The sequence below is a fragment of the Micromonospora sp. DT31 genome, assembly GCF_049841795.1.
GTDB lineage: Bacteria > Actinomycetota > Actinomycetes > Mycobacteriales > Micromonosporaceae > Micromonospora.
Window position 1 is genome coordinate 59621 of sequence record NZ_JBNCKZ010000015.1, and the last position, 14104, is coordinate 73724.

Below are 14104 nucleotides of genomic sequence, written 5' to 3' on the forward strand. Positions count from 1 at the left end.
GCGAACCTTTTCCCGGGTGTGACGGCTCTTCCTCAGCATCGGCCCGTCGGGTCAGGGGAGGACGCCGGATGAAGCTGGTGTGGAGACGGGCGGTCGAGGCTCGCGGGCTGCTGCTCGCCGCGGCGGTCGCGGCACTCGTCGCGGTCGGGCTGGTCACCGGACTGTCCGACTACAACCGCCGGGCGGTCGACGCGGGCGCCCGCGCGGTGCTCGATGCCGCCCCCGCCGAGGAGCGCAGCCTGCTGGTCAGCGGTTCCGGTGGCGCCAACGCCGCCGCGTACGCCGAACGGGACCGGGCCCTACGGGCCCAGTTCGCCGGCGGGCTGGGCGGCGCGCCGGTGACCGTGGCCGCCGTCCGCTCCGGCACCGGCCGGGAGCTGACAGGTGACGTGGGGGCCGCGCGCGTCGACGACGACCCGATGTTCGCCAACCTCGCCACCCTCGAAGACCTGCCCGCGCACGCCGAGCTGGTCGCCGGTGCGTGGCCGACGCCGGGCAGCAACCCGTTGCAGGTGACGTTGCCGGAGAAGGTCGCCACGCAGCTCGGCCTGGTGGTGGGGGAGCGGGTGCCGCTGTTCGACCGGGGCACGGAGCGGGCCGGCACGGTGGTGGTGGCCGGCACCTGGCGGCCCCGGGACGCCGCCGAGGCGTACTGGCGGCTCGCCCCGGGGGTGGGGTTGAGCCAGGGCGACGCGGTGGTCACCTCGTACGGGCCGTTCGCGCTCGACCCGGAAGACTTCGCCCGCACCTTCACCGGTTCCACCTCCGCGGTCTGGCTGGTCGACCCGGACCTGGCGGCCGTCGAGCCGGCCCGGATGCCCGTGGTGACGGCGGCACTGGACGAGATCACCGAGAAGCTGCCCGAGGCCACCGGCCTGGGTTCGGGCGCGCAGCAGGTCAGCCACCTGGACCGGCTGGCCGACCGGCTCGGCCGCGCCGACCTGGTGGGCCGGTCCGCTTTGCTCACCCCCCTGCTGCTGATCGTGGTGCTCGGCGGGTACGCGTTGGTGCTGGTGGCCGCGTTGCTCAACGAGGACCGGCGGGCGCAGACCGCGCTGCTGCGGGCCCGGGGCGCCGCCCGGGGACAGATCGCCGGGCTGGCCGCACGCGAGGCGACGCTCGTGGTGGCGCCGGCGCTGCTGCTGGCCCCGGCCCTGACCGGTCAGGCGGTCCGGCTGCTCGGAGCGGACCTGCGGCTGGCCGACGGCGACCTCGCCCAGGTCTGGCTGGTCGCGGTCGGCGCGGCCGTCGGCTGCCTGCTCGCCATGGTGGTGCCGGCGATGCGCCGCGCCGGGACCTACGTCGCCGACATGGCGACCCGCTCCCGCCCCACCCGCGGCGCGGCTGTGCAGCGGGCCAGCGTCGACGTGGCGCTCGTGGCGCTGGCCGTGCTCGCCTGGACGCAGCTGCGGCAGTACTCCTCGCCGCTGGCCGGCGCCGACGGCGGTCTCGGCATCGACCCGCTGCTGGCCGCGGCGCCCATCCTCGGCGTGCTGGCCGGCGGGGTGATCGCGCTGCGGCTGCTGCCCCCGGCCACCCGGGCGGCGGAACGTTTCGTCGACCGGCGGCCCTGGAACGCCACCATGTTCGGCATGTGGCAGGCGGGCCGCCGCCCGCACGCCGGCCCGGTGCTGCTGCTCGCGCTCGCCGTCGGCGGCAGCACGCTGGCCTGGTCGCTCGTCGCGTCGTGGGAACGCTCGCAGCGCGACCAGGCCCAGCACACCGTCGGCGCGGACCTGCGGCTGACCGAGCGCAACGGCATCGCCCCCGCCGGCCGGGCGGGCCAACTGGCCGCCGTGCCCGGCCTGGACCGGGTGCTGCCGGCCTGGCGCGACGACGTCCGCCTGGGCCGGGAGGCCCGGCAGGCGACCGTGGTGGGCCTGGACGCGGCCGGCGCCCAGGGGATGATCCGGCTCGACGACGCCGAGGGCAGCGCGTCCACGGCCGCGCTGCTGGGCCGGCTGGCCGCCGCCCGCGCCGCACCGGTCGGTGGCGTCCTACCGGCCGGGGCGACGACGCTGGCGGGCACCCTCCGCACCCCGGTCGACAGCCTCTACGCCTCGCCTCTGGTGACGGTCACCGCACTGTTCGCCACCGACGCCGGAGCGACCTGGCGGGTGCCGCTGGGCGAGGCCAGAGGCGCAGGTCCGCCGGTACGGTTCTCGGTGCCGCTGCCCGACGCCGGCGGTGTGCCGCTGCGCCTGGTGGGGTTCGAGGCCTACGGCGGGGAGGCGATCAACTCCACGTACCGGCTGCTCCTGGACGGGTTGACGCTGACCGGCGCGGGCGGGGCGGTCCTGCCGCTGCCGGTGGACGGCACCTGGCAGGTGATCGACCCGGTTAGTGGTCCGGGCGGCCTCGCCAAGGCCAGCCCCACCCGGGTGGACGCGCAGGAGAACTTCCGCGTCCAAGCGGAGCTCCTGCAGTTCATGGTCGTTCCCACCGCCCGGTTCGCCGTGGTGCCCCAGGCCGCGGACGGGCCGGTGCCGGCGTTGGTCACACCCGGAGTCGCGGCCGCGCTGAGCGTCCACACCGGCGACACCGTCAAGCTGTCGGTGGCCGAGGTGACACTGGAGGTCACCGTCGTCGGCCAGGTCGCCGCGGTGCCCGGCACCGGCGGCGACGGGGTCCTGCTGGACCTGCCCACCGCCACCACCCAACTCCTGCAACGCAGCGGCGGCGTCCGGCCGGTGGCCGAGTGGTGGCTGCGCGCCGACTCCGGTGGGCGGGCCGCCGCGGCCGACGCCCTCGCCGCCGTCGGCGGCACGGTGCTGCTGGACCGGGAACGGGTGGCGGACGACGCCGCCCGGGACCCGTACTGGCAGGGTGCCCGCACCGGCCTGCTCGCCGCCGCGCTCGGCTCGGTGCTGCTCGCCCTGGTCGGCCTGGCGGTCGACGTCTGGGCCACCACCCGACGGCGGCTCGGCGAGCTGGCCGTGTTCCACACGCTCGGCGCGAACACCCGGCTGCTGGCCCGCTCCTACCTCGCGGAACAGACGTTCCTCGCGGCGATCGGCGTCGGCGTCGGGCTGCTCGTCGGTGCCGCCGTCGCGGCGACCATGGTGCCGCTGGTGATCCTCACCCCGGCCGCCGGCCGGCCGGTGCCCGAGGCGGCGTTCACGCTGCCCTGGACACCTGTCGGGCTGACCGCCGCCGGGTTGCTGCTCGCCGCGCTGGGCTTCGCCGCCGTCATCACCACCGGCATCCGCCAGCGGGTGGCCGCCGTGCAGCTCCGGATCGGGGGAGAGGGATGAGCCTTCCTGGTGCCGCGCGCCGGGTCCGCGCGTGCGGGGGGCAGTTCCTGCTGCTCGCCGCCCTGACCGTGGTGAGCGCCCTGCTGGTCACCGCCGTGCCCCGGATCGCCGACCGGTTGACCGGGCAGGGGCTCACCGAGTACATGGCGGGGCAGCCCACGGCCCGCCGGGACCTCACGTACGCCACCGGCCCGACGGTCCTCCCGCCGAGCGCCCAGCCCGCCGTCGCCGGTTTCGCGACCCAACTCGCGAACATCGAGAAGCAGATGCCCGACGCGGTGCGCGACACCGTCGGCGAACGCTGGTACGCCGCGCGGACCGTGCCCGGACGCCTGCGCGGCCCGACGCTGAGCGACCAAAAAGGGCTGATCGACGTGCAACTGCGCGCCGGCACCGGCATCCGGGAGGCGGCCACCCTGGTCGCCGGGCGGTGGCCGGAAGCCGGCGTGACCTCGACCGGTGAGATCCAGGTGACGCTTGCCGACACGATCGCCACCACGCTGGGCGTCGCGGTCGGCGACCGGTTCCGCCTGTCGCTGCTGGACCCCGAGGGCCTCCCGCTTAAGTCCCGCCAGGTGGTACTGATCGGCGTGTGGCGGCCGATCGACCCGGGCGCCGGGGTCTGGGACGCGCTGCCGTCGATGCTGAGGCTCACCCCGCCCGAGAACGACGCCGACCCCTTCGTGGCGGTCGCCTACACGGCGGGCGGAGGCGTCGACGCCGCGACCGCGATCGGCTGGCCGGCGATCTTCGACTGGCGGTACCGGATCGCCCCGGACCGGCTGGACCCGAGCCGGCTGGACGAGATGATCGAGGGCGTGGACGGGCTGCAACGGGCCATCCCCGCCGAGGTGTCCGTCACCCTCACCCAGGGCGTGGACATCCCGCTGCGGAGTTTCGCGGACGCGCTCGCCGCCGCCCGTACCCTGCTCGCGGTCATCGCCGCCGGGCTGCTCGCCACGCTTGGCGGCCTGTCGCTGCTGGCCGCGCTGCTGGCCGCGCGCCGCCGCCGCGCCGAGTTGCACCTGATCCGGGCGCGCGGCGCCTCGACCGCGCACCTGCTGCGGCGCGGGCTGGCCGAGTCGCTGCTGGTGCTGCCCGCCGCCGCGGCAATCGGTTGGCTGCTCGGCGGGCTGCTGCCCGGCACCGGGGTGTCACCGGCCTGGGTGCTCATCGCGGCGCTCCTGGCCACCCTGCTGCCACCGCTCGCCGCGCTGGCCGTGGGCCGGCGGACCGGCGGCCGCGCCGACCTGGGCGGCCGGTCGCCCGCGATCCGGCTCACCGTCGAGGTGCTCGTGCTCGGACTGGCCGTGCTCGGCACGTTCCTGCTGCGCCGACGCGGCCTCACCGCGGGCTCGGTGGACCCGCTGCTGGTGTCCGTGCCGGTGTTGCTGGGGGTCGCCGCGGCGCTCCTCGCACTGCGTGCGTACCCCTGGCCGTTGCGGCTGCTCAGCCGCGTCGCCGCGCGGGCGCGCGGCAGCGTGGCGTTCCTCGGGACCACCCGCGCGGGCCGGGCCGCCAGCACCGGGCCGCTGGTCGTGGTGGTGCTGGCGGTCGCCACCACCGCGTTCTGCGGGGTGGTGGCCACCGGCATCGAGTCCGGCCGGGACACCGCCGCGGCCCAGCGGGTCCCCGGCGACCTGCTGGTCGCCGGGGAACGTTTCGCGCCGGACACCGCCGAGAACCTGGCCGCGTTGCCCGGCGTCGACGCGGTCGCCCCGGTGCTGACCCTTGCGGCCGTACGCCCGTACGCCGACCAGGCCGGCCGGCCCGCCCCGGTCGTGGAGACGCGGGTGGTACTCGTGGACGTGCAACGGTTCGCCGACGTGGCCCGCCGGGCCGGCGTTCCGGTGGAGGTGCCCGACCCGCTGCGCGGCGACGGGCGCACGTCGCTACCGGCGCTGGTGTCCCCGGCGGTCGGCGCGGACCTCGCCGCCGCCGGGCTCGCAGACCCGCAGGGCCGCCGTCCGGCCTGGTTGGACGTGCGGGGCAACCGGCTGCCGGTTCGCACCGCCGCCACCGTGGACGAGTTCCCGCTCATCGACCGGAACGTAAGCCGGTTCGTCGTGCTGCCCTGGCCGGCGCTGTCGGCCGACGCCCCGCGCACCCTCGCGCCGACCGGTTTCGTGCTGGCCGGCACCGACGCCGACCCGGCCGAGGTGAAGCGGGTGGCGGTCGACGGGCAGCGCCGCTATCTGCGCATCGGGACGGTCGCCGCCGCGGACATGGCACGGTCACCGGAGGTGATCAGCCGCGCCACCGTCCGCGCGGAACTCGGCGGCAGCGGGGTCAACGGCCTGCTGGTGTTCGGTTTCGCGCTCGGCGCCGTGGGCGGCGCGGCGCTGGGACTGCTGGCGCTGGCCCTCACGGTGCTCGCGGGGGCCCGCGAACGCGGGCAGGTGCTGTCCCGGCTGCGCACCATGGGCCTGTCCCGGCGGCAGTGGCGCGGGCTGCTGCTTGTCGAGTTGAGCCCGCTGGTGCTGGTGTCGGTGCTCACCGGGGCGGTGGTCGGCGCGCTGCTGCCGCTGCTGCTCACCCCGGTGCTGGGGCTGCCCACGTTCACCGGCGGCGTGGAGGTACGTCCCCGTTTCGAACCGGCCCTGGTGGCCGGGGTGTCCGCCCTGGCCATGCTGGCCCTTGTCTTCGCGATCACCGTGGAGGCCGTGAACAACCGCCGAATGCGCCTCGGTGAGGTGCTGCGGCTCGGAGAGGAGAGCTGATGACCGCTACCGCGAGCAGCGCCGTACCGGACCTGGCCACGCTTCAGCGGCAGGCGGCCCGACGGGCGGCCGAGCGGGCCGGGGGCGAGGACCGGCTGCGTGGGCACATCGTCTGTGACGGGCTGGTGCGCATCTTCAAGACCGAGGGGGTGGAGGTGTTCGCGTTGCAGGGCCTGGACCTGGTCATCGACCGGGGCGAGTTGGTGGCGATCGTGGGCGCCTCCGGGTCGGGAAAGTCGACACTGCTGAACATCCTGTCGGGGTTGGACACCCCGACCGCGGGGATCGCCCGGGTCGCCGACTACGACCTGTTGGCGCTGTCGGCCAGGCGGCGGTTGGCGTACCGGCGTCAGGTGGTCGGGTTCGTGTGGCAGCAGACCGGCCGGAACCTGCTGCCGTACCTGAGCGCCCAGGAGAACGTGGAGCTGCCGATGACGCTTGCCGGGCGCGGTGGTGGGCGGGGTCGGCGACGGGAGCGGGCCCGTGAACTGTTGGACATGGCCGGTGTCGGGTACTGCGCGGATCGTCGGCCCGCCCAGATGAGCGGCGGTGAGCAGCAGCGGTGCGCGGTGGCGGTGGCGGTCGCCAACGATCCGGAGATCCTCTTCGCCGACGAGCCGACGGGTGAGTTGGACGAGGCCACGGGGGCCGAGGTGTTCGCGGCGCTGCGGACGATCAACGCCGAGTTGGGGGTGACCATCGTGGTGGTCACCCACGATCACGCGGTGGCGGGTCAGGTCCGTCGTACCGTCGCCATCCGTGACGGCCGGACGGCCTCGGAGGTGCATCGGACCGCCCGGGTCACCGCCGACGGTGGCACCGAGCTGGTCAGCGAGGAGTACGCCGTGCTGGACCGGACCGGCCGGATGCAGCTGCCGGCGCCGTTCGTGTCCGCGCTGTCGCTGCGTGACCGGGTGCGGCTGAACCTGGAACCGGATCATGTGCAGGTGCACCCCGGTGACCGGGCGCGCGCCGAGGAGGGTGAGTGATGACCGACCAGGTCGTGGTGCCGGCGGTGACCGCCGTGGAGAACGTGGTGCGGGTGCGGGGGGTGAGCCGCACCTTCGGCCACGGCGAGCACGCCGTACACGCGGTGCGGGACGTGTCGTTCACCGCGCGGCGCGGTGAACTGGTCGCGGTCCGGGGTCGCTCCGGGGCGGGCAAGACGACCCTGCTGAACCTGATCGGTGGCCTGGACCGGCCGGACGCCGGGCGGATCGAGGTGGCCGGGCACGACGTCACCGCCGCCGGGGAGGCGGAACTGCTCGCGTTGCGCCGGGGCACGGTCGGGTTCGTCTTCCAGACCTTCGGGCTGGTGCCGATCCTGTCCGCCGCGGAGAACGTGGGGGTGCCGCTGCGGTTGGCGAAGGTGCCGGCCGGCGAGCGGGAGCAACGGGTGGCGGTGCTGTTGGAACTGGTCGGGTTGGGTGGGCACGCCGCGCAGCGCCCGTACGAGTTGTCCGGCGGGCAGCAGCAGCGGGTGGCGGTGGCCCGGGCGTTGGCCAACGAGCCGGACCTGCTGATCGCCGACGAGCCGACCGGTCAGCTCGACTCCGAGACGGGCCGTTCCATCATGGACCTGCTGCGGGCCGTGGTGCACGCGCGCGGCATGACGGCACTGGTGGCCACGCACGACCCGGCGTTGATCGAGATGGCCGACCGGTCCCTCACCCTGCGCGACGGCCGACTGGCGGCGGAGGACTGACCCGGGGCAGCGGCCCGTCAGGCCGTTCACCGGCGGCCCGGCTCACAGCGCCAGCTTCATGCCCTCGTGGCTGGCCACGAAACCGAGGTCACGGTAGAAGCGGTGCGCGTCGGTGCGCTGCTTGTCGGTGGTGAGCTGCACCAGCGCGCAGCCGCGCTCCCGGGCCTGGTCGATGGCCCAGCGCATCATCGTCCGGCCCAGCCCGCGACCGCGCATGTCGGCGCGGACCCGCACCGCCTCGATCAGGCACCGCTGCGCGCCGTGCCGGCCCAACCCCGGGATGTACGTGAGCTGGAAACAGCCCACCACCGCACCCGCGTCGTCGGCGACGATCAGCTGGTTGCGTGGGTCGGCGTCCAGGTCGGCGAAGGCCCGCTCGTACGCCTCGTCCACCTCGGGCAGGTCGCGGCCACGGCCGAGCACGTCGTCGGCCAGCAGGGCGAGCACGGCCGGCAGGTCCGCCCGCACGGCCTCCCGGAAGATCACCTCGGTCATCCGAGCAGCGTGCCACAGCGTCACCGGGCCGGGCAGCGCAGCCCTTCCGGGGGCACGGTCAGTGAGATGAGGTACGCGTCGACGGCCGAGGTCACACACGGGGTCTGCGGGTAGGCGGTGTGCCCCTCGCCCTCCCAGGTGAGCACCCGCCCGACGCCGAGCATCGACGCCAGCGCGGGCGTCTGCTCGTACGGGGTGGCCGGGTCGCCGGTGGTGCCGACCACCAGGATCGGTGGCGCGCCGACCGCCGGGCCGGTCGGGTACGGGTCCCGCTCGCCGGGCCACTCCACGCAGCCGAGCATCCCCATCGCCAGGGCGGCGCCGAACAGCGGATATTTCTCCCGCCACTGCGACTGCAACGACCGGACCTGCGCGCGGGTCGGCTTCTCGGTCTCGTCCGCGCAGTTGACCGCCAGGTTGGCGTCGAACAGGTTGGAGAAGTGCCCGTCGTCCTCGCGGCCGGCGTAGGCGTCGGCGAGGGCGAACACGCCGTCCGGGTCACCGCCCTGCAACTCGTCGATCGCCCCGGCCAGCTCCCGCCAGCCCTCCTCGGTGTAGAGGGACGAGATCACCGCGTAGAAGATCCAACCGGCGGTGGCCTCCCGGCCGCCCTGCCCGCGTACCGGAAAGACCCTCGCCTTGTCGATCTCGGCGGTGATCGCACCCCGGGCGTCCGGCGCGATCGGGCAGCGGCCGGCGTTCGCCGCGCACCACCTGGTGAAGTTGCCGAATGCCCGCTCGAAGCCCTTGGCCTGGCTCTCCGAACCGGCGATGAGCTTCTGCCGGGGGTCGACCGCGCCGTCGAGCACCAGGGCGCGTACCCGTTGGGGGTAGAGCTGGGCGTAGGTGGCGCCGAGCAGCGTGCCGTAGGAGTAGCCGAGGTAGGTCAGCTTGTCGTCGCCGACCGCCGCGCGGACCGCGTCCATGTCCCGCGCGGCCTGTTCGGTGCCGTAGAGCGGGAGTTGGTCGCCGTACTTCGCGCCGCAGCCCTGCCCGATGCGCCGGTTGAGGTCGACGAAGCCGTCGAACGACGACTGGCTCCGCGGGTCGGGGTCGTAGCCGAAGCTGGCGTCCAGGTCGGCGTCGGGGATGCACTTGACCGGGCTGGACCGGGCCACCCCCCGCGGGTCGAACCCGACGATGTCGAACCGGTCGGTGACCGCCGTCGGCAGCCCGCCGAACGACGGGCCGAAGGACAGGTAGACCGCGGTGTCCACGCCGGAGGCGCCGGGGCCGCCCGGGTTGACCACGAGCGAGCCGATCCGGTCGCGTTGCTTGGTGGAGCGGGCCCGGATCAGTGCGATCTCGAACGTCTCACCGGTGCCCGGCCCGGCGGTCGCCCCGGTGGCCGCCCCGGTGCCCCAGTTGCGGGGCACGGCGATCCGCGTGCACTCGTAGCGCATGTCCGCGGCGCCCCGGCCGACCAGTTGGTTGGGGACCTCCGGGCAGGCCCGCCAGGTGGGCGAGGAGCCCGGCGGCGCCGCCTCCAGGTCGGTCTCGGCGCGCGGGGCGAACACCGGCAGCGTGCACCCGGCGGTCAGCACCACCGCCGCGACGAAGGCGGCCAGGGTGGGCCGGATGCGACGGGTCCGGTCGGGCAAGCGGGTCACGGGCACGCCTTCCATGATCGGGTCGACCGCCAGGCTACGCCCGGCCGCCTGAGCCATCGACCGTTGCCGCCGGGTCGCCGCGCAACACCTCGTCGACGTCGTAGCGGATCGGACGGTCGAGTTGACCGTAGCCGCAGGAACGGGGGTCGCGGTCCGGCCGCCAGCGCAGGAACCGGGCGGTGTGCCGCAGCCGGTCGCCCTCCATCGCGTCGTAGGCCACCTCCACCACCAGCTCCGGGCGCAGCGGCTCCCATTCGAGGTTCTTGTTACCGGTCCACCGGCTCACCCCGCCCGGGATGCGCTGGCCCCGCTCGTGGTCGCCGTGCACCCACGGATGCTCGTCGCCGACGTCGCGGTAGGGGGCCAACTCGTCGAGCAGTTCCTTGCGGCGGGCCATCGTGAACGAGGAGCTGACGCCGATGTGGTGCAGCACGCCGTCGTCGTCGTAGAGCCCGAGCAGCAGCGAACCGACCACCGGGCCGGACTTGTGCCAGCGGAAGCCGGCCACCACCGCGTCGGCGGTGCGGGCGTGCTTGACCTTGGCCATCAGCCGCTTGCCCGGCTCGTACGGCAGGTCGGCCGGCTTGACGATCAGCCCGTCCAGGCCGGCGCCCTCGAACACCTCGAACCACCGGCGGGCCGTCTGCGGGTCGGTGGTCACCTGGGTGACGTGCACCGGCGGGCGGACCCCGGCGAGGGCCTGTTCCAGCCGTGCCCGGCGGCGCGGGTAGGGCTGCTCGGTGAGGAGCTCGTCGTCGATCGCCAACAGGTCGAACGCGACGAAGTCGGCAGGTGTGGTCTCGGCCAGCAGCGTCACCCGGGAGGCGGCCGGATGGATCCGCTGGGCCAGCAGCTCGAAGTCGAGCCGGGGCTGCCCGCCAGGGCCGTCGCGGCGGATCACGATCAGCTCGCCGTCGACCGCGCAGCGGGCCGGGAGCTGCCGGCGTGCCTGCTCGACCACCTCGGGGAAGTAGCGCGTCATCGACTTGCCGCCCCGGCTGGCCAACTCGACCTCGTCGCCGTCGCGGAAGACGATGCAGCGGAAGCCGTCCCACTTCGGCTCGTAGGTCAGGCCGGGGTCGGTGGGCAGCTCGGCCACGCTCCTGGCGAGCATCGGCTCGACGGGGGGATTGATCGGCAGGTCCACGGCGACAGTCAACCAGACGGCACCGACAGTGGTGAGGCAGATCACGGTCGGTGTCCGGGCGGCGTGTCCGGCCGCGGGCCGTTTCGTCATCCTCGACCGGATGGTGGAACCGCAGGTCGGAGCTACCGTCGCGGCGTGCCGGAGTGGAGCTGCGACTGCTGTGGTCGCTGGCGGGTCAGCGTCGAGCTGATCCGTGGGCGCCACCGCTACCGCCTCGTGCACCGCTACCCGGGCGAGCACGGCGGCGGCGCGAACGTCGTGGGCGAGGTCGGCTCGGTCGTGGAGCTGGAACGGCTGCTGCGCCGGTACGCCCCGATCGGCCTGGCCGACCTGCGCGAGGCCGCCTGACGCCCCGGCTGCCCCGTCGTCCCCGACCAGATGCCTGTGGATCGCTCGCACGTGCGCCGAGTCGACCGTGTGGTCCACTACCGTCGGATCAGCCTTGAGTCCTTGCCGTCGCGCGCCCGGCTCGCCGTACTCGATGGCATGCCACACGGCGCTGTCCCGTTCGTCGAACAGGTGGCGCATCGTCGCCTGGTCCATCGGGGTGGAAGTACGACTCCCAGGTGTCGAAGGTCGTCACGATGTCAGCGCGCCGTGGGTAGTGTGCCCATCACTCCGGGATCGGCACGTACGGGTCACGCGGCACCCAGAACATGCGATGCCGCTCGGCTTCCTCGCGGCCCCGTCGGATGTACTCCTCGCCGTCGATCGCACCGCGAGTCAGGTCAATCAGGTCCTCGACGTCCTCCCGATTCGGGATCCAGCCATCGTGCCAGGCCATCGCGAGGTTCTGCACCACCTGGTTGCGCTGGCTCGGGTCGAGTTTTCCGAACAGCTCGGGCCAGCGTTTCTCGATGTCGAACTTCTCCACCACGACTGGCTTCCCTTCGCACTCCTGCTCCACACTATCGACCATCCCGAAAATGTTCTACGCGACATTTCGGGGCCGTCTTGGGTTGCGGTTCAGATTTTCGGGACATCAGAACTCGGCGTGTCGCGGAGATCTGAGGTGCGACGCTGACGGGGCCAGAAACGTGCCTTCGCTCGCCATTCGCGTGCTTCTCGAGCCCGAGCGCCTCCGTCTCATGGGGATCGACCGTCGAGCCTTCCGTCGCGTTGATGGTGCGGGCGAGGGTGCTCTTTCCCGGTGGGCCGCAGACACCGGCGTAGCCTGAGCTGACGCGTCCACGGGGAGGAACAGCGATGCGTTTCACCGAGTCCGTCGAGATCGCCGCCGACATCGACCGGGTCTGGGTCGTGCAGACCGACGTGGAGCACTGGCCGGAGTGGACACCCTCGGTCACCTCCGCCCACCGGCTGGAGCCGGGCCCGCTGGCCCTCGGTTCGACCACCCGGCTGGCGCAGCCCCGGCTACGCCCGGCGGTGTGGCGGGTCACCGAGATCGACCCGCCGCACTCGTTCGTCTGGGAGTCCGCGAGCCCAGGCGTGCGCAGCCGAGGCGAGCACCGGCTGGTGCCGCTTGCCGACGGACGGACCCGCGCCGAGCTGGCCCTGGTGCAGACCGGCCCGCTGGCCGGGCTGGTCGGGCTGATCGCCGGTTCGACCATGCGTCGCTATCTGCGACAGGAGGCGGACGGGCTCAGGCGCCGCTGCGAGCAGGCCTGACCGGCGCCACCGCGCCGCAGCCGGCCGGCGCGGCCGTACCCTGGCGGGTGTTTCCGAACCAGGAGGTGGCCGCCGTGCCCGAGCTGACGTACCCCGAGGTGGGGGCGACCCGCGACGGCGGCCTGCCGGCCGGCTACCACCACCTGCGGCACCGGGTCCGGCTGCCCGACGGCGGCTTCCCGATCGCGGCCGACGCGGTGCTCGGCTGGCGGCTGCACCGCGCCGCCGGCGTGGTGATGCGCGCCGACGCGCCGCGCGCCGCCCCCGGGGTACGGGTCACGCCGGGGCTCGGTGTCGGCCCGGTGCGGCTGTGGGGGCCGACCGAGGTGGTCTGGACGGTGGACGAGCCGGACCGGGCCGGCTTCGGCTACGGCACGCTGGCCGGGCATCCCGAGGTCGGCGAGGAGGCCTTCCTGGTCACCCGCGACGCCGACGGCACCTGGTTCGAGGTGACCGCGTTCAGCCGGCCGGCGCACTGGTACGTCCGCGCCGCCGGGCCGGTCACGGCCGGCTTCCAGCGGGCGTACGCCTGGTGGCTGGGGCGTACGCTGCGCCGGCTGTGCGCCCGCCGGTGACGAGTCAGTAGCGGGCGAAGGAGCGGATCGGGGCGCGCGGGCCGTACTTCGGCGCCTGGACGCCGGCCGCCTCCAACAGCACACAGACCCGCCCCCGGTGCCCCCGGAACGGTTCCAGCAGCGTCAGCATCCGGGCGTCGTCGCCGCGCGGCTCCCCGGCCAGCGCCCACGCCACCGTGTTCGGCACGTGGTAGTCGCCGACGCTCACCGCGTCCGGGTCGCCGTACGCGATCCGCACCACCTCGGCGGCGGTCCACGGCCCGATGCCGGGGATCGCGGTGAGCCGGCGGGTGGCCTCGGCGGCGTCCGCGCAGCGTTCCAGCCGGTCCGCGACGGCCGCCGCCCGGCGCAGCGTGTCGGCGCGCCGCTGCTCCACGCCGAACGGGTGGAACACCCAGTACGGGGTGGCGGCCACCGCGGCGGCCTCCGGTGGCAGCAGCAGCGGCTGGAGCGGGCCGGGTGCCGCCTCGCGGAAGTGCCGCACGGTCGCCGAGTACGCCCGGTACGCCTCCTTGCCGGTGACCTTCTGCTCGAAGACCGCCCGCAGCAGCCGGGGGAACACCTGGCCGGTGGCGGGCATCCGGACTCCGTGGTGCTGGTGGGCCAGCCGGGCCACCAGCGGATGCGCGGCGGCCAGCGCGGCGAACCCGGTCAGGTCGTCGCGCAGACCGGCGATCCGGTCGGCGCGCTCCACCACCCAGGCCCCGCCCGGGCCGTAACCCTCGGCGACCAGTTCCCCGGCCAGCGGGCGCAACGCCAGCGTGGCCGGGCCGTCCGGGGTGCGGGTGGCCCACCAGAAGGTGCCGGCGGCGATCCGCGCGCACGGGTCGTACGGGCTGAAGGTCAACGCCCGCACCGAGGCGGCCAGCCGGTAGCCGACCGGAGGGCGCAGCGTGCGGCGGGCGGCGGGCGGGGTCACCCCGCCACTGTGCCATGCGAACCGGTCGTGACGGCCGACACGCCTGGCGG

The 14104-nt window shown here is 74.6% G+C and carries 12 protein-coding genes; 7 read left to right on the forward strand and 5 right to left on the reverse strand.

The window, feature by feature from the left end:
- Positions 1 to 68: 68 nt before the first annotated feature.
- The 4 genes from ACLQ2X_RS22155 to ACLQ2X_RS22170 are packed head-to-tail and all read left to right on the forward strand — an operon-like array spanning position 69 to position 7679.
- The gene (locus tag ACLQ2X_RS22155; protein WP_425682990.1) at positions 69 to 3254 is read left to right on the forward strand and encodes an FtsX-like permease family protein; all 3186 of its coding nucleotides are present in this window, start codon (positions 69 to 71) and stop codon (positions 3252 to 3254) included.
- Positions 3251 to 5974, forward strand: coding sequence for an FtsX-like permease family protein (locus ACLQ2X_RS22160; RefSeq protein WP_425682991.1), 2724 nt, complete (start codon positions 3251 to 3253; stop codon positions 5972 to 5974). The genes ACLQ2X_RS22155 and ACLQ2X_RS22160 overlap by 4 nt, the downstream gene beginning before the upstream one ends.
- Complete coding sequence (locus ACLQ2X_RS22165) at positions 5974 to 6963, forward strand: ABC transporter ATP-binding protein (RefSeq protein WP_425682992.1); 990 nt, start codon at positions 5974 to 5976, stop codon at positions 6961 to 6963. Before ACLQ2X_RS22160 ends, ACLQ2X_RS22165 begins: the two co-directional genes overlap by 1 nt.
- Positions 6963 to 7679 carry an ABC transporter ATP-binding protein gene (locus ACLQ2X_RS22170; RefSeq protein ID WP_425682993.1) on the forward strand — a complete coding sequence of 239 codons (717 nt, stop codon included), beginning with the start codon at positions 6963 to 6965 and terminating at the stop codon, positions 7677 to 7679. Before ACLQ2X_RS22165 ends, ACLQ2X_RS22170 begins: the two co-directional genes overlap by 1 nt.
- A gap of 42 nt (positions 7680 to 7721) precedes the next feature.
- Here the strand turns inward: ACLQ2X_RS22170 and ACLQ2X_RS22175 are convergent, their stop codons facing one another.
- From ACLQ2X_RS22175 to ACLQ2X_RS22185, 3 genes are read right to left on the reverse strand one after another with little or no spacing between them, the layout of a single operon-like run.
- A complete protein-coding gene (locus tag ACLQ2X_RS22175) occupies positions 7722 to 8174 on the reverse strand; it encodes a GNAT family N-acetyltransferase (protein WP_425682994.1) in 453 nt (150 codons plus the stop codon).
- A 20-nt stretch (positions 8175 to 8194) separates the two neighbouring features.
- A complete protein-coding gene (locus tag ACLQ2X_RS22180) occupies positions 8195 to 9784 on the reverse strand; it encodes an alpha/beta hydrolase (RefSeq protein ID WP_425683045.1) in 1590 nt (529 codons plus the stop codon).
- Positions 9785 to 9818: 34 nt separating this feature from the next.
- Positions 9819 to 10931 carry an ATP-dependent DNA ligase gene (locus ACLQ2X_RS22185; protein ID WP_425683046.1) on the reverse strand — a complete coding sequence of 371 codons (1113 nt, stop codon included), beginning with the start codon at positions 10929 to 10931 and terminating at the stop codon, positions 9819 to 9821.
- Between the two features lie 135 nt (positions 10932 to 11066).
- Here ACLQ2X_RS22185 and ACLQ2X_RS22190 point away from each other — a divergent pair, with 135 nt between their 5' ends.
- Positions 11067 to 11279: a hypothetical protein gene (locus ACLQ2X_RS22190; RefSeq protein WP_425682995.1), complete on the forward strand. Its 213-nt coding sequence runs from the start codon at positions 11067 to 11069 to the stop codon at positions 11277 to 11279.
- A gap of 265 nt (positions 11280 to 11544) precedes the next feature.
- Here the strand turns inward: ACLQ2X_RS22190 and ACLQ2X_RS22195 are convergent, their stop codons facing one another.
- Positions 11545 to 11808 (reverse strand): hypothetical protein, encoded by a 264-nt coding sequence (locus tag ACLQ2X_RS22195; protein ID WP_425682996.1) that lies wholly within the window; start codon positions 11806 to 11808, stop codon positions 11545 to 11547.
- A gap of 329 nt (positions 11809 to 12137) precedes the next feature.
- Here ACLQ2X_RS22195 and ACLQ2X_RS22200 point away from each other — a divergent pair, with 329 nt between their 5' ends.
- A complete protein-coding gene (locus tag ACLQ2X_RS22200; protein WP_425682997.1) occupies positions 12138 to 12560 on the forward strand; it encodes an SRPBCC family protein in 423 nt (140 codons plus the stop codon).
- A gap of 47 nt (positions 12561 to 12607) precedes the next feature.
- The gene (locus ACLQ2X_RS22205) at positions 12608 to 13135 is read left to right on the forward strand and encodes a DUF1990 family protein (protein WP_425682998.1); all 528 of its coding nucleotides are present in this window, start codon (positions 12608 to 12610) and stop codon (positions 13133 to 13135) included.
- A gap of 4 nt (positions 13136 to 13139) precedes the next feature.
- Here ACLQ2X_RS22205 and ACLQ2X_RS22210 read toward each other — a convergent pair whose 3' ends face one another.
- Complete coding sequence (locus ACLQ2X_RS22210; RefSeq protein ID WP_425682999.1) at positions 13140 to 14054, reverse strand: DNA-3-methyladenine glycosylase family protein; 915 nt, start codon at positions 14052 to 14054, stop codon at positions 13140 to 13142.
- Positions 14055 to 14104: the final 50 nt, after the last annotated feature.

Coding starts and splice junctions, on each gene's coding strand:
- ACLQ2X_RS22155 (WP_425682990.1), top strand. CDS start 69: ATGAAGCTGGTGTGGAGACGGGCGGTCGAGGCTCGCGGGCTGCTGCTC.
- ACLQ2X_RS22160 (WP_425682991.1), top strand. CDS start 3,251: ATGAGCCTTCCTGGTGCCGCGCGCCGGGTCCGCGCGTGCGGGGGGCAG.
- ACLQ2X_RS22200 (WP_425682997.1), top strand. CDS start 12,138: ATGCGTTTCACCGAGTCCGTCGAGATCGCCGCCGACATCGACCGGGTC.
- ACLQ2X_RS22170 (WP_425682993.1), top strand. CDS start 6,963: ATGACCGACCAGGTCGTGGTGCCGGCGGTGACCGCCGTGGAGAACGTG.
- ACLQ2X_RS22175 (WP_425682994.1), bottom strand. CDS start 8,174: ATGACCGAGGTGATCTTCCGGGAGGCCGTGCGGGCGGACCTGCCGGCC.
- ACLQ2X_RS22165 (WP_425682992.1), top strand. CDS start 5,974: ATGACCGCTACCGCGAGCAGCGCCGTACCGGACCTGGCCACGCTTCAG.